We start from the raw sequence: 21,165 nt of genomic DNA, 5'->3' as shown, positions 1-21,165 counted from the left end.
CTTAAGAGTTTTTTATTACTGCGATGAAATGTATAATAATAAACAGAATAAGGTATGGAAACAGAGAAACTATATCAGGAAAAGACAGCCCGTATCATCCAGCAAAAGCAGGACGGAAGTGGTGCTTTGCAATTTGTGGACAACCGTCCGGTGAATCAACTGTTGCAGCGGATTAGCGATGACGAAGGAGATACCTTGCAAGGAAAGTTCGAGCCCCCTATGCAACGCGTGGAGGAAGACGAGGACGAAGCCTCACAGATGAAGGCGGACACCACCATGCAGCAGAAACCGAATGATACCGGATTGCCGGATAACCTCAAAACAGGCGTGGAAGAACTGTCCGGATTTTCAATGGATGATGTAAAGGTTCATTATAATTCATCCCAGCCGGCAACCGTGCAGGCTCTTGCCTATACACAAGGAACTGACATCCATGTAGCACCGGGGCAGGAAAGGTACTTGCCGCATGAGGCATGGCATGTTGCCCAACAAATGTCGGGACGCGTGGAGCCAACTACGGAAGTGGGTGGTATGCCGGTAAATGACAATGTTGGTTTGGAACATGAGGCGGATGTAATGGGTGCAAGGGCTAACAGTCTATAAATAAAAAGGGATGAACGAATATATCGCTTGGTTCAATCAGGCTCTGACTACTTCCATCCAGCTTTACTTCCAGCAGGAATGTGAATATTCCTCGCTGGAAGAAGTGGCGCCACCTTCAAACAGATGGTTGGAAAGGGTGACCGGTATCTCAGACATAGCATTTGGTGAGCGGATAGTCACTATGTTGGCTTTGATGCCCCATGTCTGTCCGCAGATATTGGATATCTTCTTCGTGCAGAATAAGAACTTCGACCGGCAATATACTGAGTTCGGGGGATGGAAAGGGCTGTCACATGGCGGTTTCTTGCCTACCGGAGAAACGGTTGCTTTTATCCTCGCCGGAGAAGATATGGAAAAGCGGAAAGAGGTAATCAAACTCTTCCAGAAAGACCATTGGTTCTACGCGAAGAACGTCATCCGTCTGGAAGGTGCGGGAGAAGGAGAACCATTTCTTAGCGGGCAATTGCGGGTATCGGAAGAGTTTCTGAGTTGCGTCCTGCTGGATAAAGATTATAAGCCCGATTATAACATCAGCTTCCCTGCCAAACGCATCACCACGGAACTGGACTGGGAGGATATGGTGCTGGACTATCAGGTGGCGGCCGAACTTGAAGAGATAAATACCTGGATTTCCTCGGGAGAGATCATTATGGAAGACTGGGGACTGTCCCGGTTCCTGAAAGTCGGGTATCGTTCACTGTTTTACGGGCCTCCCGGCACGGGAAAGACACTGGCGGCAACGTTACTTGGCAAGAAGAACAATATGGATGTGTATCGGATAGACTTGTCCATGATTGTATCTAAGTATATCGGGGAAACGGAAAAGAATCTGGCCCGGGTGTTTGACCTCGCTGAAAACCGGAATTGGATTCTCTTCTTTGATGAGGCGGATGCATTGTTCGGAAAACGTACCTCCACCAATACTTCCAATGACCGTCATGCCAATCAGGAAGTAGCTTACCTGCTTCAACGGATCGAGGATTTCCCTGGTATGGTAATCCTGGCAACGAACCTGCGTTCCAACATTGATGAAGCTTTCTCCCGCCGTTTTCAATCGGCTGTCTATTTTTCGATGCCGACAATGGATCTACGTGCGGATCTGTGGCGAAAGATGCTTCCCAGAATGTGGCTGGGTGAAGATGCGGATGAATTAATCGCTATGGCGGCTGAAACCGAACTTTCCGGCGGCTCTATTGCGAACGTGGTGCGACGATGCGCATTGTATATAATTAAATCAAGGGAAAAAGTATTGAATCAAAGGATATTGAAAGAGGCTTTGCAGAAAGAAAAGCTGAAAGGGTGACCGTACAAAAGGAAAGGCATAAGAAAGGGCGTAGAGTTTAGGTTACCTCTCTACGCCCTTTTATTATCGGTAATAAATGATTTATAACTCAATCACCAGTGATTCTCTCGGTCCCATAGTCAACGATTCGCCGAATGAAACAGCTTTTCCGCTGAGAATATCTTTTCCTTGTTTTGTATCTTTCAGTACTTCTTTGTAGTATTTCAAAGGAACGGTGGTTTCAGCATCTGTACCGTTCAGCATTACGAACACAGTCTTTCCTTCGTGCTGGCGGGCATAGGCGTAAACGCCATTCTGTACCATGAATTGTACCATGCTACCTTTGGCTATGACATCGTTTCCTTTACGCCAGTTCAGCAAAGTTTTATAGAAGTTATAGCAATCGTTCTGGATTTGGCTACGTCCTTCTGCGGTCAGTGCAGTTGCTTTGTCGTCAGACCATCCGCCGGGGAAGTCTTTGCGAACATAACCATCGCTTTTGCTCTTAACACCGTTCATCATGATTTCCGTGCCATAGTAAAGTTGAGGGATGCGACGAGTGGTAAGCAACAGGGTAGAAGCTTGTTTTAGCATCGGCAGATTGTCACCTTCACCCAGATAGCGGTCAGTATCATGATTTTCGATGAATGCCAATACGGAAGCCGGGTTAGGGTAGAGGAAGTCGTACACGAAACTGTTGTATACGCGGTCTAGACCTTTGAACCATGTTTCTGTTTGTTCGGTTTTGGCAATATTGATCTTATCGTAGAAACTGAAGTCCATAACGGTTTTCAGGTTACTGTTCTTTGGTGCAGAGAGCTTGGAATCCATTTGCCACCAGGCGGTATAAGCTGGTTCGGTCACCCAGGTTTCACCTACAGTGTTGTAGTTGGGGTATTCTTCATTCAACTCTTTCATCCAGTTGCTCATGGCGTCATAGTCAGCATACGGATAAGTGTCCATGCGGATGCCATCAATGTTGGCGTACTCAATCCACCAGAAACTGTTCTGAACCAAGTAGCGATATACGTGCGGATTCTTTTGGTTAAGGTCCGGCATAGCAGTAACGAACCATCCGTCGTTCATTTGTTCAAAATCGTATTGGGAAGTATACGGGTCAACGTGCGGAGTCAGTTTGAAAGAAGTCTGCACAAAGTTCTTTTCATGATCGGGATTGTTGAACCAGTCTTTAGACGGCATATCTTTAATCCATGGATGTTCTACACCGCAGTGGTTGAAGATCATATCCATTACTACCTTGATGTCGCGATCATGGCATTTGGAAATCAGTTGTCGGTATTCTTCGTTAGTGCCGAAACGTGGGTCTACTTTATAATAGTCGGTGGTGGCATAGCCGTGGTAAGAACCGCCGGTCATGTTATTTTCCAGTACCGGAGTGAACCAAAGGGCAGTCACACCGAGGTCGGAGAAATAATCCAGATGTTGCTCGATACCTGCAAGATCACCACCATGCCGGGCGTTCGGATCATTTCGGTCTACCTTATATTCGGCCATACCGGGAATCTGGTCATTCTCTGGATTACCATTGGCAAAACGGTCGGGCATCAACAGGTAGAGAGCGTCGGAAGCATCGAAACCTTTGTGTTCGCAACTCTTTTTGCCGCGTGCTTTCAGTTCATACTCTTTTACGATTTTCTTTTTGCCTTGTGCGAAGGTAAGAGTTACTTTGCCGGGTTTCACATCTTTCTCCAGTCTCAGGTAGACAATCAGGTAGTTGGGGCTTTCCAACTTGACAGTGCTGCTCAGTGAAATGCCGGGGTAATCGACAGCAACAGCAGAGTTGCCGATGTCTTCACCGTAGACCATAAGCTGAAGTTCGGGATTCTGCATTCCGGTGTACCAAAACGGAGGATCGATTTTGTTTACGTTCATAGCTGCATACGTACTTAGGGAAAGTAAAAACGTTCCCAGGATAAGGAATAATCTTTTCATGATATTAGTTTTACGTTATTATATCCGTATTTCTGTGCTAATATACGCAAATAGCGGAGAAAGCTGTTGCCCCTCCGCTACTATATACTTTATTATGTTATGCAAACGTTTTCAGTAAGTTGTCATTTTCCTTGCGTTCCTGAGCCTTTCCCCTGAAAGAAATCATTCACTTTCTTCTTTTCCTGAATATCTTTCAGCCAGGCTTCGGCAGCATTATATCTGTTGTTCTCCCCGATGATAGGTACACCGTCTGCGTCTACTTCTTGCAGTTTATCATTATTCTTCGGCCGGGTTTTCAGGTAGGCTTTCAGACACTGCTCGGCTTTGGGAGTGTTTTTCAGGCTATAATAGTAAACGTAAGCAGCATCATATAGCAGTTTATGTTTATTCTTATCATACCTTTCATATTGTTCTAATAGAATATCGGCTTGCTCTTTATACATGTTTGCCATCTTGTAGCAGTCGGCCAGGCCAGTGTAAAGTGGTACTATAGTGCTATCACTGGGAATGGTCAGATTGATGGCGGTTTCCAGATGCAATACGCCCTCTTTCGTCCAAGGGGTTTTAGAGCAGGCGCGTCCCAGGTAATAGTGCGCATTTACATTCGAACCGTCCTCTTTCACCGCCTTCTTCAGCAAATCCCTTGCTACGTAAAAGTCTTCGGTAGCATAGTGGCTGATTCCTGCATACAAGCAAGTCAGGAATGTACTGTCACCGTTTTGCAGGAGATAATTGTATCGCTCTATGGCCTCCGGATAATACTTATTCATACAATAAGCCTGTGCGTTGACTCGGTTTACGAGAATGTTGGTGCTATCTAAACAACGGTATTTCTCGGTAGTTCCTATAGCTTCATCAAACTGGCGGGCGGCTATGTATATATTTCCTAATATGGCGGGTGCCATGTAGTCTTTGGGATACCTCTCCTGTATGTCCTGATAGGCTTCTATGACAAGGTGTACATCAGAATTGTCGCAGACGCGCGACATACTCTCCGCCCTCAGATGCAGTACAAAAGCAGAACTGTCTTGTGCTGCCAGCAAATTGCTTTCCCTCAGGGCATCACGATCTCTTTTCATGTTCAGCAGCAGGCTGATGTACTGTATTCGCACATATTTATTGTCCGGATTAAGATTGAGCGCACTCTGGTAGTAATCCAGCGCCTCCCTTTGTTTGGCGATGGACTTGCAGCACTCGGCGGCTTCAATATAAGCGCGCGGGGTGAGTGAATCTTGCTCTATAATTTCCTGGAATACAAGCAAGGCTTTGTCATTGTATCCCAATCCTTTCAATGCCCTCCCTTTCTGGTAGAGTAGTGGAACTGTTGGCGTTTCCTGTTCCATAAGCTTCAAGGCTGTTTCGTAATCGTAGTTTGCCATCGCCTCCTGAATAGGATTTGTATTCTGTGCCATCAGCAATGAAGAAGCACTGAAAAAGAGTAGAATGAAGAGTTTTCGCATAGTCTTTTTATCTTTTAAGTATTGCTTAACCGGGTGCAAGTTACTAAAAAGATTTACTTTACGAAATATTCGTAGTGGCTTTTAGATAGATTAACTAATAAAAGTAGCGCCCCTTCTTTCGAAGGAGCGCTACAATAAACTGAGTAAAATGAGCCGCAGAGATGCAACTCAAAATACATACATATCTTTTACATCAAGAATCCCAGCAAGATACCGGCAGCTACTGCTGAACCGATTACACCTGCAACGTTCGGACCCATGGCGTGCATCAGCAGGTAGTTAGTAGGATCATATTCCAGACCTACTACCTGAGAGATACGTGCCGAGTCAGGTACGGCAGATACACCTGCGTTACCGATCAACGGGTTAATCTTATTGTCTTTCTTCAGGAAGCAGTTGAATATCTTCACGAAGATTACACCGGAAGCGGTAGCAATGACGAATGACAACGCACCCAGACCGAAGATTTTGATTGAGTCAAGCGTCAGGAACTCAGAAGCCTGAGTAGATGCACCTACCGTCAAACCTAACAGAATAGTAATTGTATCAATTAGCGGACCACGGGCAGTTTCAGCCAAACGACGGGTTACACCACTTTCCTTCAACAGGTTACCAAAGAATAGCATACCCAACAGAGGCAAACCTGACGGAACGAGGAAACAAGTCAGCAACAAACCGATAATCGGGAAAATCACTTTCTCCGTGTGAGAAACTACGCGCGGCGGTTTCATACGGATCAAGCGTTCGTGCTTATTAGTCAACAGACGCATGATAGGCGGCTGTATTACCGGTACCAATGCCATATATGAATAGGCTGATACCGCAATCGCACCCATCAGGTTAGGAGCCAGCTTGGATGAAAGGAAGATGGCGGTCGGACCGTCAGCACCACCGATAATACCGATGGCACCAGCTTGCATGGGGTCGAAACCAATTTCCAAAGCAATCATATAAGCACCGAAGATACCAAACTGAGCAGCAGCACCGATTAGTAACAACTTAGGATTGGATATCAGAGACGAGAAGTCCGTCATAGCACCAATGCCTAAGAAGATGAGCGGCGGATACCAACCGGAGGTCACTCCCTGATATAAGATGTTGAGTACAGAACCTTCCTCATAGATACCAACTTTCAGTCCGGCTTCCATGTTGAAAGGAATATTACCGATCAGCATACCGAATCCGATAGGAATCAGCAGCATTGGTTCAAATTCCTTGGCTACCGCCAAGTATATGAAGAACAAACCTACCAAGATCATAACGACGTGGCCCACCGTTGCATTGGCAAAGCCCGTGTACGTCCAGAAGTCGGCAAGGTTGTTTCCTATAAATGTGATAAATTCTCCCATATTATTCAATAATTACAAGGTCATTACCTTCGAGAACGGAATCTCCCTTACTTACGTTGATTGCAGTGATTTTACCGTCTTTGTCGGCATTGATATTGTTCTCCATTTTCATAGCCTCAAGGATAATAATGGTCTGTCCCCTCTTCACAGTATCCCCCACATTGACTTTGATGTCGAGGATAACACCGGGAAGCGGTGATTTAACACCCGACTTGCCGGTAGAAGCGGCAGCCGGTTTCACTACCGGAGTTGCCGGAGCCGGAGCCGGAGTGGTAGGACGTGTTACCGGTTTAACAACCACTTTCGGTGCCTTTTCCATCTCTACCTTATAAGGGGTACCGTTCACTTCTACATGAGCGATATTTTCGTCGATATCTCCAATGGTAACTTTATATGTATTACCGTTGATTTTATATTTATATTCTTTCATCGTTTTATCAATTTATAGGTGATTACTTTTTCAGAGGAGTTTCACGCAATGTGTAAATCTTCGAACTCCATGGTGAATAGCTGCGTTTCACACGGGTGATAGTAAGAACGGTGTCTTCCACATCGTGTACATCGCTTTGCATCTCGTGCATAGCCATGGCAATAGCAGCAAATATCTCTCCCGGAGCTTCGCCCAGTTTCTTTTCTTTAGCTTCCTGTTTGTCAGTAATACCTTTAGCCTTCATTGCATTACGTTTGCTGAGGTTAACGGACACTCTACCGACAATTTTGAAGGAAATATAAAGTAGGATCAACCCGCAAAATACTACACTCATGGCAGAAATAGACATACCGATACCGTTGCTATCATGCTCTTCGAATTTCTCCATCTTAGCATTGCTGTCGATAGTTTTGTTGTTGGTACTCGGAGTTACGTATTTTTCTGCACTACCGTCTTTAACTTCCCATTTTTCGGCCGCATCACTTACGCGGGCATAAGACTGGTTAGCTTGTAATGCGCCTGCCGGTATGGTTATCTGATCCAATAAATTGCGTCCTGAATCATATAAACCAATCCAGTTCTGTGTTTCCGGATTCAGTGTGAAGTTCGTGTGGAATGTACCACGTCTTGCTTCTCCATCGGCCCAAAATAATGAATGCTGACGAGGTTTTACCAAAGTCAGGACATCACCTTTAGGGATAAAATAGCTGGCAGTATCTCCCGGTTGACTACTGGCTTTCAGATAGCAACCTGCGAGGTCAGCACTACCATATGATCTGTTGAATATTTCAATCCATGCGCTGTGCAAGCCGTAGTCGTCCTGATAATTACCTTCGTTGGTAATCAGCACTTCATTCAGCACCAGCTTATTGTTCGATTTCTTCTCTCCGCAGGAAGAGCATACACCTAACACCAGCAGCAAGGTAAAGAATATTCCGATTTTTGTTTTATTCATAATCGTTCTTGTTTTTAGTGTTAAAAGCCTGATTACAAAGGAATATTACCATGCTTCTTAGCCGGGTTAGTCAATTTCTTAGTCTGCAACTGTTGCAAGGCGCGGATAATGCGGAAACGTGTGTTACGTGGTTCAATCACATCATCGATGTAGCCATACTTGGCTGCATTGTAAGGATTAGCAAACAGCTTGGTGTATTCAGCTTCTTTTTCTGCCAGGAATTGAGCAGGATTTTCCTGTTCCTTAGCTTCGCGGGCATACAATACCTCAACGGCACCGGCGCCACCCATTACAGCGATTTCAGCAGTAGGCCATGCGTAGTTCATGTCACCGCGGAGTTGCTTACAGCTCATTACGATGTGTGAACCACCGTAAGACTTACGCAATGTAACTGTTACCTTAGGTACAGTAGCCTCACCGTAAGCGTACAGCAACTTGGCACCGTGCAGAATTACGCCATTGTATTCCTGGCCTGTTCCCGGAAGGAATCCTGGAACGTCTACCAATGAAACGATAGGAATATTGAAAGCATCGCAGAAACGAACGAAGCGACCACCCTTACGGGATGCGTTGCTATCGAGCACACCTGCCAGATACTTCGGCTGGTTGGCAACGATACCTACGGACTGTCCGTTGAAACGTGCGAAACCGATAATAATATTTTTTGAGTAATCTTTCTGAACTTCGAGGAACTCACCGTTGTCAACGATAGCAGCAATTACTTCGTACATGTCGTACGGCTTGTTCGGGCTATCGGGGATGATTTCATTCAGAGAATCTTCCAGACGGTCGATAGGATCAGTGCAATCTACGTAAGGAGCTTCCTCCAGGTTGTTCTGAGGAATGTAGCTCAACAGTTTACGCAGCAAAGCCAAACCTTCTTCTTCAGTCTTGGCAGTGAAGTGAGTTACACCTGATTTGGTAGAGTGAACACTTGCGCCACCCAGGTTTTCCTGAGTTACGTCTTCACCCGTTACAGTCTTAACCACCTTCGGACCGGTAAGGAACATATAAGAAGTACCTTCCATCATCAACGTGAAGTCAGTCAGTGCAGGAGAATAAACAGCACCACCGGCACAAGGACCGAAGATACCCGAAATCTGCGGGATAACACCTGATGCCAGGATATTGCGCTGGAAGATTTCAGCATAACCTGCCAAAGCATTGATACCTTCCTGGATACGTGCACCACCCGAGTCGTTGATACCGATACAAGGAGCACCCATTTTCATTGCCTGATCCATAATCTTACAGATCTTCAGAGACATCGTTTCAGACAAAGAACCGGCAGAAACTGTAAAGTCCTGTGCGAACAGATAAACCAAACGACCGTCGATAGTACCACAACCGGTAACAACACCATCACCAGGATAGTGTTTCTTTTCCATACCGAAGTTGGTACATCTGTGCTCTACAAACATATCCATTTCTTCGAAACTACCTTCGTCGAGAAGCATGGCTATGCGCTCACGAGCTGTATATTTACCTTTCTCATGCTGTTTGGCAATCGCTTTTTCACCACCACCCAGACGTGCAGCTGTGCGGCGATCTATAAGCTCTTTAATCTTTTCAAGTTGATTACTCATTTTATTAAATATAATGGGTTAATACTATTTTTTTATTGTGAATTATGAATCACAAATGACGAACTGCCTGTAAAATAAGTAATCCGTCATTCCTAATTTCGTAATTAATGCATATTATTCCGGCTTTTCGCAAAGTTCTGTCAATACGCCCAGTGTTGATTTCGGGTGTAAGAAAGCAATGTTCAGACCTTCAGCACCTTTGCGCGGAGCCTTGTCGATTAAGCGAACGCCTGCAGCTTCTACTTCAGCTAATGCGTTTGCTACACCATCTTCGATAGCAAATGCCACGTGATGAACGCCTGCACCTTTGTTCTCGATGAACTTAGCAATAGTACTTTCGGGAGAGGTCGGTTCGAGAAGTTCGATTTTAGTGTCACCAACTTTCAGGAAAGCGGTTTTAACTTTCTGGTCTTCTACAGTTTCGATGTTGTAGCACTTCAGACCTAATACGTTCTCGTAATACGGCAGGGCTTCTTCAATGCTCTTAACAGCAATGCCCAGATGCTCAATGTGTGAAATCTTCATAACTATATTTATTAATGTTGGTATAATGTCTTAATCAAAGGCATAAAACAGCACAAAGAAAGAGATTTCTTCCTTAATAGAGAAATTTTTCGTCAATTAATTATTGGATATTTGAAGTTTAGAAAGGTTTTTTTAGACTTCTGTTCAGAAGTCGAGCAACAGTCGGACATTAATCTGACGAGATGTCAGGTAATTGGGTACTGCAAACTGGTTATTTCGGGTATCTGTTACCCAATAATAGGAGTTGACGTTGCTGATATTTAGCAAATTGAAAATATCAATGCCCAACCAGAGGCTGCGGATACCGCGTGGATTTTCCCGTTCGCTACGGTCGATAAGGCAGCGGGACATACCTATATCTACGCGGCGATAGGGCGATGTGCGGAACACAGCGGCTTCGCGCCCGCTATGTGGAGGACCGAAGGGAAGACCTCCCGCAAGGGTACCTTTCAGATTCATTTTCCACTTGCGACTGCCCGGAAAATAGTCCGTAAAATAGAGTGAAAGACGGTAGCGCTGGTCGGTGGGACGGGGGAGCCATTGTCCGTTTATTTTCTCTTCAGTTTTCATCAGGGAGAAAGTCAGCCAAGAGTCTGTTCCGGGGACGAACTCGCCGAACAGTTTCATATCGATGCCTGTGGCGTAACCTTTGGAAATATTGCATCCATAATAACTGATGCGCACATTGTCTATATTATAGGGAATGAGATTGCTAAGAGCTTTATAATACATTTCCATCGAAAAGCGGAACGGGCGGTTCATGGCACGGAAGTTATAGTCTCCACCTGCTACGAAGTGCAGGGAGCGCTGCGAACGAATATCACGGTTCAGCGACACGGTGGCTACGCCATCTATCTGGGTGGTGTCGCGGAACTCTTTATAGAAGGGCGCCTGATAATAAACTCCTGCCGCAACTCTCAAGGTGAAGTTTTCGTTGAATGACGGGATGAGTGCCAGGGAAGCGCGGGGACTAAAAATGAACTCCTTGTTCCAGTCCCAGTAACTACCGCGCACACCGGCGGTCAGAGTAAATAGTCCGGCGGTGGAGCGGAAGCGGTAGGTGTCTTGCAAATAGAAACTATATCTTTTGCTGTCCGTTTCATTGCGGGAGCGGAGAGTGTAGAAAAGTTCCGGCCCTTCGGGGGTGTGAGGCATGGAGTATCCGGCAGAGTCGCGCATTTCCCATTCGCGCATCCGGTCTTTGATGCGTTCCCGCTTGAACTCTGCGCCCCATTGCAGGGAGTGGCTTTTCAGCCGGTGCCGTCCGATGAGTGAATAACTTTGTACGTCTGCAGTGAGATAATTGCGGGCATGCTCCATATAGGTGCCTACGCCGATGGTTTCGGAAGTTTCATCTTCGCTGGTGTTTCCGTCTGTCTGGAGGCCGCCGTCCAAGGCGTTCAACCAATATTGCCCGGTGATGTCGTACGTTTCCTGTTCTTTGGTGTGGAAAGCAGAAGCTTGCAGGGTGATGCTGTTCTGTTCGTTCAGATGATAGGTGGTATATGCAGTGCCGAACAGAGTGCGGAACAAATCTTTCTCCTGTCCCTCAAAATAAACTTTAAACTCCCGTACGTTGCTCAGTGTCCCGAAACGGGTGTAGCGGTCTTCCGGCTGGAAATTGTAGCGATTCTCCGAGATGTTTCCGATGACACCTACTTCCCAACGCTTCGAGGGTGTCCAGTTCAGATAGGTCTGATAGTCGATGTAGCGCGGGTCATATTCTCCTTTCGTATCCAGTGTTCCGAGCAGGTATTGGTTGGTTTTGTAGCGGATACCATTGGTCCAGGTTAATTTCTTCCCGGCAATTCCTACATAGGCTGAAGCTCCCAGCAAACTGACGGAAGCACTGCCTTCCAGACGTTCGGGTTTCTTATAAGTGATATCAAGCACGGACGACATTTTATCTCCGTACTTCGCTTCATATCCTCCTGTTGAGAAACCTACGGACTGCATCATATCGGGGTTGATGAAACTCAATCCTTCCTGTTGACCAGAACGGATGAGGAGCGGGCGGTATATTTCAATTCCATTCACATACACCATGTTCTCGTCGAAACTACCGCCACGCACGTTGTACTGCGAACTGAGTTCGTTGTTGCTACTCACTCCGGCTTGCGTGGCAATCACGGATTCTATGCTCCCACCCGAGGCATCCGGTGCCAGGCGGTTCTGTTTGGTTTCTATCTGTTGGATGGTTCCTGTTTGCCGTCGCCGTTCCGTTACGCTTACTTCACCCAGTTCAAAATTCATCGGTGGCAAGATTATGTTCAGGCTGATGTTACCTTTCGGACTTACCAGTTTCCGTTTCCGGGTCTGATATCCCAGCATGGAGAAGATAACCGTTACACTATCCCTGCTTTCAAACTTCAGTGAATACCGTCCTTTCAGGTTGCTGACTGTGCCAATAGCGGTCCCCTCCAATCGTATTGTTGCCAATTCAATCGGATTGCCGTTTTCGTCTGTAATCGTTCCGCCTATCTTTACCGTGTTTTGAGCAAAGACAGGCGCAGAGGACATCAGGATAATAGCTGTCAGTAACCAAAAATGCTTCATAACTTATCTATTAACGTAGAAATATTCCGAAACGTATATCGGGGGATAAAAAAGAGCTTTTAACGATGATTCTTTATTTTTATTGATCGGTGTCACATATGTTACAATTCCGTTCTGCCTGTTGCGTTATCTTTGCAGAAAAAATAGATTATGGAACAGTTACATGCTCATGAAGTCCTTCACATGATGGAAGGCAACAGTTATTCGGAGTCATCATTGAAAGAGGCAATCATTCAGAAATTCGGTGAGCATCAACACTTCTACACTTGTTCGGCAGAAGATATGGATGCAGATGCGCTGATAGAGTTTCTGAAAGCGAAAGGCAAATTTATGCCTGCCGATAGTGGATTTACTGTAGATATCACTAAGGTTTGTAACCATTGATGTTGCCGGACAATATCAGATGAAATACTTTTTTGTATCCGAGAAATGGAACAAAATACTCTTCATCATATCCGGTTCGTATCTCCTTCTTACCTTCCTCGTACCCGCTTCGCTGTTTCCGTCCCCGTATAGGAGCGAAGGAATAGCGAACTTGATGGGGTGCGGAAGAGTTCCTGACCAAAACGTGTTTCTCCTGTGGGGGTATGCAACAAAAAATGTCTGAATATACATCAGCTATAAAACAATTTGTACCTTTGCAGGCGGATACAATATTGGAACTATGGGAATTGTAATAGGAATAGACGTTGGAGGAAGCACTACAAAGATTGTCGGAATAAACGGAGAACAGATACAGTCACCGATGTTTATCACTGCGACTGATCCGGTGACTTCTTTATTCGGAGCTTTCGGTAAGTATATTTATGACAATGGTATTCAGCTTTCGGATATAGAGCAGGTGATGCTGACGGGAGTGGGTAGTGCATTTGTTGACAGTCCGTTGTATGGTCTACCCACCAGTAAGGTCGATGAGTTTTTAGCGAATGGATTGGGTGCCCGTCATGCCACAGACATTGACCAACTGATTGTTGTCAGCATGGGTACGGGTACTTCTTTCGTAAGGATTGACGGGGAGAAGATAGAACATATCGGCGGAATGGCAATTGGTGGAGGTACGTTGCAGGGACTTTCCCGTTTGTTGCTGAAGACGCATGACTTCAGGCAGATTGCAGCCATTGCTGAGAAAGGTGACGTTACTCGTGTAAACTTGCAGATCGGAGATATTTGTAACCGCCCTTTGCCGGATCTTCCGGTGCATGCCACTGCTTCTTTGTTTGGAAAAGCGGATAGTAATGCTTCGCAGGAAGATATTGCAAAAGGTATTATTTATATGGTGTTGCAGACGATAGGTGGTGCGGCGGTGCTGTCTGCTTTCAATAGTCCTATTAAAGATTTCGTATTGATAGGTAATCTGACCAAATTTCCACAATGCCATGAAGTCTTTCCGAATATGGAAAAGATATACGGGGTTCGCTTTCATATTCCACAATATGCAGAATATAGGACGGCGATAGGGGCGGCGCTGGCGTATATAAAAAAAGAAAAGTAACGTTCTGTATACAGAGTGTTTTTACTCTATTTTTGTTTTCTATATGAAACACTTTAGGCAAAATTTCCAATTGTTTTATACGAACCGGATGTAAAAATACCGAGAAATAACGGATAGAACTTTTTGTTCTTCAAGAAAATACTCCTATCTTTGCGCCCGAATTTATGAGCTAATATAATGTCTCACTCAATTAATTATTAAACAACTTATTTTATTTAATGGAAAATTTAAAGAATGTAGCTCCTGTTGAAGACTTCAACTGGGATGCTTATGAAAATGGCGAAACCTTCGGTGGTGCCAGCCACGAAGAGTTGGAAAAAGCTTACGACAGTACGCTTAACAAAGTTAACGACCGTGAGGTAGTTGACGGAACTGTAATCGCGATGAACAAACGTGAAGTTGTTGTGAACATCGGTTACAAATCAGACGGTATCATTCCTTTGAATGAATTCCGCTACAATCCTGACTTGAAGATTGGTGATACTGTAGAAGTATACATCGAAAACCAGGAAGACAAAAAAGGACAGTTGGTTCTGTCTCACCGTAAAGCTCGCGCTACTCGCTCTTGGGACCGTGTGAACGCTGCTTTGGAAAACGAAGAAATTATCAAGGGTTACATTAAGTGCCGCACAAAGGGTGGTATGATCGTAGACGTATTCGGTATCGAAGCTTTCTTGCCGGGTTCTCAGATCGACGTGAAACCTATCCGCGACTACGATGTATTCGTTGGCAAAACTATGGAATTCAAGGTTGTTAAGATCAACCAGGAATTCAAGAACGTGGTTGTTTCTCACAAGGCTCTTATCGAAGCTGAACTGGAACAACAGAAGAAAGAAATTATCGGTAAGCTCGAAAAAGGACAAGTTCTTGAGGGTACCGTTAAGAATATCACATCTTATGGTGTATTCATCGACCTGGGTGGCGTAGATGGTTTGATTCACATCACTGACCTGTCTTGGGGCCGCGTAAGCGATCCGAAGGAAGTGGTTGAACTCGACCAGAAGCTCAACGTTGTTATCCTCGATTTCGACGACGAGAAGAAGCGTATCGCTCTCGGTTTGAAACAACTCACTCCGCATCCTTGGGATGCTCTTAACGCTGAACTGAAAGTTGGTGATAAGGTGAAGGGTAAAGTGGTCGTTATGGCTGACTATGGTGCATTCATCGAAATCGCTCCGGGTGTTGAAGGTTTGATTCACGTATCTGAAATGTCTTGGTCACAGCACTTGCGTTCTGCACAAGACTTTATGAAGGTAGGTGACGAAGTTGAAGCAGTAGTTTTGACTCTGGACCGCGAAGAACGTAAGATGTCTTTGGGTATCAAACAACTGAAACAAGATCCGTGGGAAACTATCGAAGAGAAGTATCCTGTAGGCTCTAAGCACACTGCTAAAGTTCGCAACTTCACTAACTTCGGTGTATTCGTTGAAATCGAAGAAGGCGTTGACGGCTTGATTCATATCTCTGACCTGTCTTGGACTAAGAAGGTAAAACATCCGTCTGAATTCACTCAGATTGGTGCTGACATCGAAGTTCAGGTACTGGAAATCGACAAAGAAAACCGTCGCTTGAGTCTTGGCCACAAGCAACTTGAAGAAAATCCTTGGGATGTATTCGAAACAGTATTTACTGTAGGTTCTGTACACGAAGGTACTATCATCGAAATGTTGGATAAGGGTGCTGTTGTTGCTCTACCTTATGGTGTAGAAGGTTTCGCTACTCCGAAACACCTCGTTAAGGAAGATGGTTCTCAGGCTCAGATGGATGAGAAACTGTCATTCAAGGTTATCGAGTTCAATAAGGACGCTAAGCGTATCATCCTTTCTCACAGCCGTATCTTCGAAGATGCTGCAAAGGCAGAAGAAAGAGCTGAAAAGAAAGCTGCTAACAAGAAGGTGACCGGTAACAAGAGAGAAGACGCTCCGTCTATCCAGAACCAAGCTGCTTCTACTACTTTGGGCGACATCGACGCTTTGGCTGCTTTGAAAGAGCAAATGGAAGCTGGAAAGAAGTAATCACTTCTATATATAAATAAGGTAAAGGGTGCTTGTGAAAACAGGCACCCTTTCTTTTTTTTCCGTATCTTTGCAGCATCATGGAGAAATTTGAACTACATATACTCGGTTGCGGTTCCGCGTTGCCTACCACCCGTCACTTTGCCTCTTCGCAAGTAGTGAATGTGCGTGATAAACTTTATATGATAGATTGCGGGGAAGGAGCGCAATTGCAGTTTCGTAAATCCAGGCTGAAGTTTTCTCGCCTGAATCATATCTTTATTTCCCATTTGCATGGTGATCATTGTTTTGGTTTATGGGGGCTGATTTCTACGCTTAATCTGCTGGGACGTACTGCAGAGTTGCATATTCATTCACCGAAGGGATTGGAAGCTTTGTTGACTCCGATGTTGGACTTCTTTTGTCGGCAGATGATGTATAAAGTTCTTTTTCATGAGTTTGAAACAAAGGAGTCTGGAGTGATATATGAAGATCGCTCCCTGACGGTTACTACCATTCCATTGCGTCACCGTATGCCCTGTTGTGGCTTTCTGTTTGCAGAAAAACAGCGTCCTAATCATATAATCCGGGAAATGATTGACTTTTATGAAGTGCCGGTGTATGAATTGAACAAGATAAAGAATGGGGCAGACTATGTGACTCCCGAAGGTAAAACGGTTGCTAACTCTGTATTAACCCGCCCGTCGGACTTGCCACGAAGTTATGCTTATTGTTCGGATACCATTTATATGCCTGAGATAGCAGAGCAGATTAAAGGAGTGGATTTACTGTTCCATGAAGCTACTTTTGCAAGTGCGGATTTGCCTCGTGCAAGGGAGACTTTTCATACCACAGCCGTTCAGGCAGGAGAGATAGCCAAAGCGGCAGGAGTGAAGAAGTTGCTGATTGGACATTTCTCCGCTCGTTATGAAGATGAGAATGTGCTGCTTCATGAGGCTTCGGCAATCTTTCCTGAGACAGTGTTGGCGAAGGAGACATTATGTTTGAGTATATAAACGCTAATTTAGCGAGATGATTTTTGTTTTATCGAATCGAATACCGTATATTTGTACGGAATAATTTGAAAACATAGGCTTATAGATGAGAAAGTTACTCTATTGTTTTTTCTTTTTGTTGACTTTTTCGTCGCAGTCCGTAGCATGGGCGCAGGACGGTCGGAAGCAGGAAACGGCGCAGAAAGAGCAGCCGTCTTCTACAATTGTACTGACTGTTTCGGCGGATAACCAGGTACGTGTGCAGAATGCGGTCCCCGGTTCCCAAATGGAAGTCTACAATATTGTAGGCGTGAAACTTACCACTATACGCATTGACTCTACGGATGCCACGGTTCAGGTGAATTTGCCTAAGGGTTATTACATCTTTAAGATTGGAAATGTCGTGCGGAAAGTGGTAATCAAATAAACAAAACGGAATAGATACTTATGAATCCTTCCTATAATGAACGCGAAGTACTGGAGCTTCTACAAGAGGAAAGTACACAAAAGCGAGGATTTGAGTTGATTGTTGCGCAATATAGCGAACAATTATACTGGCAAATCCGTCGTATGGTGCTTTTGCATGAAGATGCCAATGATTTACTTCAGAATACCTTCATCAAGGCATGGACGAATATTGATTATTTCCGCGGAGATGCGAAGCTTTCTACGTGGCTCTATCGCATTGCCTTGAATGAATGTTTGACTTTTCTGAATAAACAGCGTGCTGTGTCCACTGTCTCTATTGATGATGAAGATGCTTCCGTGCTTCAAAAGTTAGAGAGTGATCCTTACTTTTCCGGTGACCGGGCACAGAGATCCTTGCAAAAAGCATTGCTTACTTTACCGGAGAAACAGCGTATGGTATTCAATCTAAAGTATTATCAGGAAATGAAATACGAGGAGATGTCCAACATCTTCGGCACATCTGTCGGTGCTCTGAAAGCCTCATATCATCATGCAGTTAAAAAAATCGAGAAGTTTTTAGAGGGAGAGGTTTAAACCTTTACTAAAAAACGTAGTCTAACCTAACAGAAAGGAAAAAAGCTTATGAAAGAAGAAGATAACATCTTGAAGAAGGTAGGAAAGGAAAATGTTTTTCGTGTTCCTGACGGATACTTTGAAAATCTGACTTCAGAGGTGATGAGCCGGCTTCCGGAAAAGGAGACCCCTGTATTTATTAAAAAAGAACCTACGAAGTGGGAGAGAATTAAGCCGTGGTTATATATGACTGCCATGTTTGCCGGTGCAGCATTGATTATCCGCGTTGCTTCTGCTGACCGTACACCTGCGACTGATCAAATAGCGATGGATGATACTGAAACGGAAGTCGTTTCTGATGAATATATCAGTACGGTATTGGATAACTCCATGCTGGATGATTATTCGTTGTATGTCTATCTCACGGATGCCAGTGTAGAATGATGTGAGTGCGAACAACTTAATTGTATTGAGAAGAAAATGAAAAAACTGATTGTTTTATTTATTGTAATGTGCAGTTTCACACCCTTGTTGTGGGCCATGGACGGATGCAACCAACATTTGTCTCCGGATGAATTCCGTGCTAAGCAGAAAGCGTATATCACGGAAAAAGCGGAACTGACCAAGGAGGAAGCTGCTAAATTCTTTCCTGTTTATTTTGAGTTGCAGGATCGCAAGAAACAGTTGAATGATGAAGCATGGAACTTACTTCGCAAAGGAAAGGACGAAAAGACCACCGAGGCGCAATATAATGAGATTTTAGAGGGCGTATATGATGCCCGTATTGCTACCAATCGTCTGGAGAAAACTTATTTTGAGAAGTTCAAGAAAATCATTCCGAGTAGAAAGATATATTTGGTGCAGCGTGCTGAAATGCGCTTTAATCGCGAGTTGCTGAAGGGAATGCATAATAAAAAAGGTGGAGAACCTCAGAAACCGCAAGGAAAGAAGAAATAGGATATATCAGTTGACAAGAGGATAAGGAAACAAGGGGACAAGGACCATGTGTTATGATAACGCAGCTCCTTGTCCCCTTGTTGCTTTGGCGCTCAATCCTTTAATCAGCTTGTTTTTCTTGCTTTTTAGCCTCGTTCCAAATGGCATCCATCTCTTCTAAGGTCATTTCGTGCAGGTTCTTGCCTTCTTTGATGGTGTGTGCTTCCAGATAGTTGAAACGATTGATAAACTTCTGGTTGGTACGTTCTAATGCATTGTCCGGATTGATTTTGTAGAGGCGGGCAGCATTGATGAGACTGAATAGTACATCCCCGAATTCGGCTTCTGCCTTATCCTTATTCATATGGGCTACTTCTTCCTGGAATTCATGAATTTCTTCTTTTACCTTGTCCCAGACTTGTTCGCGCTCTTCCCAGTCGAAACCGACATTGCGGGCTTTATCCTGAATACGGTAGGCTTTGATTAGTGAGGGAAGGGCAGAGGGTACACCACTTAGGACGCTCTTGTTTCCACCTTTTTCTCTCAGTTTCAGTTGTTCCCAGTTTTCAGAAACTTGTCCGGCGGTATCGGCTTTTACATCACCGAATACATGGGGATGACGGAAGATCAGCTTTTCGCATAGGCGGTCACACACGTCTTTCATGTCGAAATCGCCTTTCTCCGAACCTATTTTGGCATAGAAGGCCACGTGGAGCAATACATCGCCCAGTTCCTTACAGATGTCGTCTTTATCATTGCGTATCAAGGCATCGCAAAGTTCATAGGTTTCTTCAATGGTATTGGGACGCAGACTTTCGTTAGTCTGTTTGCGGTCCCAGGGACATTTCTCGCGAAGTTCGTCGAGTATGTCGAGGAAGCGTCCGAAGGCTTCCATCTGTTCTTTTCTTGTATGTGACATGAGTTTTAATTATTAATTTTTAATTATTATTTTTTTTTCCAGGCTTCGTAGGAAATAAGTAATCCCACTACTTCGGAATAGTTCTTACGCCCACTTTGTATTTTGTTCCCTTTCAGATACAGGTCATATATCCAGTCTTGTATGTCTCCAATAAGGGGGCTGTATTTTTCCATCCAGTATTTATGGTTCTTTTGAGACAGTTCTATGATTTCAGGGCGTATCTTGTTGAAAAGTTCTTTGTACTGTTCTTCATTCATCAGTCGGCGAGCGTTGACAAGTACGTGTCCCAATACGGAGAAGTATCCGCAAAAACGGATACCTCGTGCCTGCGAACGAGTACATACCTGATAAGCATAGAAGTTGGCCTCCGCTTCACTGGAGATACCTAATAAGTGTGCCAGTTCATGGGCGTATGTGGCAGGGTATTGTGAAGGGAGCAAATCTCCGTTCAAGGTGAATTCACAGAAGAATGGCCCCATGCTTCCGGTGACTCCGACCATGGATATCAACGGGGTGAAGAGCATTGTCTTTACCCGGGGAGATTTGTGGAAAGGACGGTGTACGCCCAATGTGTCGCTAATCTGATTGTAGCCGCTAACAGTTTCCCGGCGGATGAGGTCTTTGTTGATTGTAGTCACATCTACGTAGGATGCATTCAGCTTTTCAACATAATCATCAACAAACTCCTGAAAGTTATCCGGCGTGTATGCAGTGTAGGGGATGCTTGTGCGCTGGTAGAAATTGGGTTGGGAGTAATTCAATCCCCATGCAAGGTAGAACCAAACGTATATCCATAACAGATATTCGATATCATTCAGCAGAATCCGCTTCCATTTCTTCTTTTGAAAGCAGCGGGCATAAATAGGGTAGAGAAGTACGCCTGCGATGCTGAGGGCTATGAATAAATCTCCGATGGCAAAGGGAATCAGTCGTGAGAAGGAGGATAGGCAGTATGCAATGACCGGATATATATTATGGGCATATACTTTTCCCATAGCCGGGATGAGTTGCGTGCCCCAAATAGTCAATAACAGCACACATAATGCTATATAACGAATCTTTTGCTTGTATTCCATTCTCAAATCATATTTGAAAGGCAAAAATATACATTTATTAAATGTCACGCAGGAAAATAGCTTTATATTTGCA

At 44.6% G+C, this 21,165-nt stretch carries 20 protein-coding genes; 10 read left to right on the top strand and 10 right to left on the bottom strand.

Annotation, left to right across the window (positions count from 1 at the left end; genetic code table 11):
* Window positions 1-54 precede the first annotated feature (54 nt).
* Both HMPREF9447_RS06660 and HMPREF9447_RS06655 read left to right on the top strand, forming a co-directional pair.
* Window positions 55-603 carry an eCIS core domain-containing protein gene (locus HMPREF9447_RS06660; RefSeq protein ID WP_009128934.1) on the top strand — a complete coding sequence of 183 codons (549 nt, stop codon included), beginning with the start codon at window positions 55-57 and terminating at the stop codon, window positions 601-603.
* A 10-nt stretch (window positions 604-613) separates the two neighbouring features.
* A complete protein-coding gene (locus HMPREF9447_RS06655; RefSeq protein WP_009128933.1) occupies window positions 614-1,906 on the top strand; it encodes an ATP-binding protein in 1,293 nt (430 codons plus the stop codon).
* 81 nt (window positions 1,907-1,987) lie between these two features.
* Here HMPREF9447_RS06655 and HMPREF9447_RS06650 read toward each other — a convergent pair whose 3' ends face one another.
* The 8 genes from HMPREF9447_RS06650 to HMPREF9447_RS06615 all read right to left on the bottom strand — a co-directional run bounded on the left by HMPREF9447_RS06650 (window position 1,988) and on the right by HMPREF9447_RS06615 (window position 12,699).
* Window positions 1,988-3,838, bottom strand: coding sequence for a glycoside hydrolase family 13 protein (locus tag HMPREF9447_RS06650; protein ID WP_009128932.1), 1,851 nt, complete (start codon window positions 3,836-3,838; stop codon window positions 1,988-1,990).
* Between the two features lie 122 nt (window positions 3,839-3,960).
* Window positions 3,961-5,298: a tetratricopeptide repeat protein gene (locus HMPREF9447_RS06645; RefSeq protein ID WP_009128931.1), complete on the bottom strand. Its 1,338-nt coding sequence runs from the start codon at window positions 5,296-5,298 to the stop codon at window positions 3,961-3,963.
* A gap of 188 nt (window positions 5,299-5,486) precedes the next feature.
* The gene (locus HMPREF9447_RS06640) at window positions 5,487-6,647 is read right to left on the bottom strand and encodes a sodium ion-translocating decarboxylase subunit beta (RefSeq protein WP_009128930.1); all 1,161 of its coding nucleotides are present in this window, start codon (window positions 6,645-6,647) and stop codon (window positions 5,487-5,489) included.
* A gap of 1 nt (window position 6,648) precedes the next feature.
* Window positions 6,649-7,077: an acetyl-CoA carboxylase biotin carboxyl carrier protein gene (locus HMPREF9447_RS06635; protein ID WP_009128929.1), complete on the bottom strand. Its 429-nt coding sequence runs from the start codon at window positions 7,075-7,077 to the stop codon at window positions 6,649-6,651.
* 22 nt (window positions 7,078-7,099) lie between these two features.
* Complete coding sequence (locus tag HMPREF9447_RS06630) at window positions 7,100-8,032, bottom strand: OadG family transporter subunit (protein WP_009128928.1); 933 nt, start codon at window positions 8,030-8,032, stop codon at window positions 7,100-7,102.
* 32 nt (window positions 8,033-8,064) lie between these two features.
* Window positions 8,065-9,618 carry an acyl-CoA carboxylase subunit beta gene (locus tag HMPREF9447_RS06625; protein ID WP_009128927.1) on the bottom strand — a complete coding sequence of 518 codons (1,554 nt, stop codon included), beginning with the start codon at window positions 9,616-9,618 and terminating at the stop codon, window positions 8,065-8,067.
* Window positions 9,619-9,732: 114 nt separating this feature from the next.
* Window positions 9,733-10,143, bottom strand: a complete 411-nt coding sequence (gene mce, locus HMPREF9447_RS06620) for a methylmalonyl-CoA epimerase (protein WP_007212904.1) — start codon at window positions 10,141-10,143, stop codon at window positions 9,733-9,735.
* Between the two features lie 144 nt (window positions 10,144-10,287).
* Window positions 10,288-12,699 carry a TonB-dependent receptor gene (locus tag HMPREF9447_RS06615; RefSeq protein WP_009128926.1) on the bottom strand — a complete coding sequence of 804 codons (2,412 nt, stop codon included), beginning with the start codon at window positions 12,697-12,699 and terminating at the stop codon, window positions 10,288-10,290.
* A 150-nt stretch (window positions 12,700-12,849) separates the two neighbouring features.
* On the opposite strand from HMPREF9447_RS06615, the gene HMPREF9447_RS06610 reads away from it, so the two are divergent.
* The 8 genes from HMPREF9447_RS06610 (at window position 12,850) to HMPREF9447_RS06570 (ending at window position 19,118) form a co-directional block, all read left to right on the top strand.
* Window positions 12,850-13,083: a YecH family metal-binding protein gene (locus tag HMPREF9447_RS06610; protein WP_009128925.1), complete on the top strand. Its 234-nt coding sequence runs from the start codon at window positions 12,850-12,852 to the stop codon at window positions 13,081-13,083.
* Window positions 13,084-13,363: 280 nt separating this feature from the next.
* Complete coding sequence (coaW, locus tag HMPREF9447_RS06600) at window positions 13,364-14,191, top strand: type II pantothenate kinase (RefSeq protein ID WP_009128924.1); 828 nt, start codon at window positions 13,364-13,366, stop codon at window positions 14,189-14,191.
* Window positions 14,192-14,409: 218 nt separating this feature from the next.
* Window positions 14,410-16,206: a 30S ribosomal protein S1 gene (gene rpsA, locus HMPREF9447_RS06595; protein WP_009128923.1), complete on the top strand. Its 1,797-nt coding sequence runs from the start codon at window positions 14,410-14,412 to the stop codon at window positions 16,204-16,206.
* Window positions 16,207-16,286: 80 nt separating this feature from the next.
* Window positions 16,287-17,201, top strand: a complete 915-nt coding sequence (locus tag HMPREF9447_RS06590) for a ribonuclease Z (RefSeq protein ID WP_009128922.1) — start codon at window positions 16,287-16,289, stop codon at window positions 17,199-17,201.
* A gap of 85 nt (window positions 17,202-17,286) precedes the next feature.
* A complete protein-coding gene (locus HMPREF9447_RS06585) occupies window positions 17,287-17,607 on the top strand; it encodes a T9SS type A sorting domain-containing protein (RefSeq protein WP_009128921.1) in 321 nt (106 codons plus the stop codon).
* Window positions 17,608-17,627: 20 nt separating this feature from the next.
* Complete coding sequence (locus HMPREF9447_RS06580; RefSeq protein WP_009128920.1) at window positions 17,628-18,182, top strand: RNA polymerase sigma factor; 555 nt, start codon at window positions 17,628-17,630, stop codon at window positions 18,180-18,182.
* Between the two features lie 48 nt (window positions 18,183-18,230).
* On the top strand, window positions 18,231-18,605 hold the full coding sequence (locus HMPREF9447_RS06575) for a hypothetical protein (RefSeq protein WP_009128919.1): 375 nt from the start codon (window positions 18,231-18,233) through the stop codon (window positions 18,603-18,605).
* Between the two features lie 36 nt (window positions 18,606-18,641).
* A complete protein-coding gene (locus tag HMPREF9447_RS06570) occupies window positions 18,642-19,118 on the top strand; it encodes a hypothetical protein (protein WP_009128918.1) in 477 nt (158 codons plus the stop codon).
* A gap of 100 nt (window positions 19,119-19,218) precedes the next feature.
* On the opposite strand, the gene mazG is transcribed toward HMPREF9447_RS06570, so the two are convergent.
* Both mazG and HMPREF9447_RS06560 read right to left on the bottom strand, forming a co-directional pair.
* On the bottom strand, window positions 19,219-20,016 hold the full coding sequence (gene mazG, locus HMPREF9447_RS06565) for a nucleoside triphosphate pyrophosphohydrolase (RefSeq protein WP_009128917.1): 798 nt from the start codon (window positions 20,014-20,016) through the stop codon (window positions 19,219-19,221).
* 26 nt (window positions 20,017-20,042) lie between these two features.
* Window positions 20,043-21,092, bottom strand: coding sequence for a DUF3810 domain-containing protein (locus HMPREF9447_RS06560; protein WP_044137516.1), 1,050 nt, complete (start codon window positions 21,090-21,092; stop codon window positions 20,043-20,045).
* Between the last annotated feature and the right edge of the window lie 73 nt (window positions 21,093-21,165).

This window comes from Bacteroides oleiciplenus YIT 12058, from assembly GCF_000315485.1.
GTDB lineage: Bacteria > Bacteroidota > Bacteroidia > Bacteroidales > Bacteroidaceae > Bacteroides > Bacteroides oleiciplenus.
Note: the sequence above shows the minus strand (reverse complement) of the source record. Positions and strands in the feature narration are given on the sequence as shown.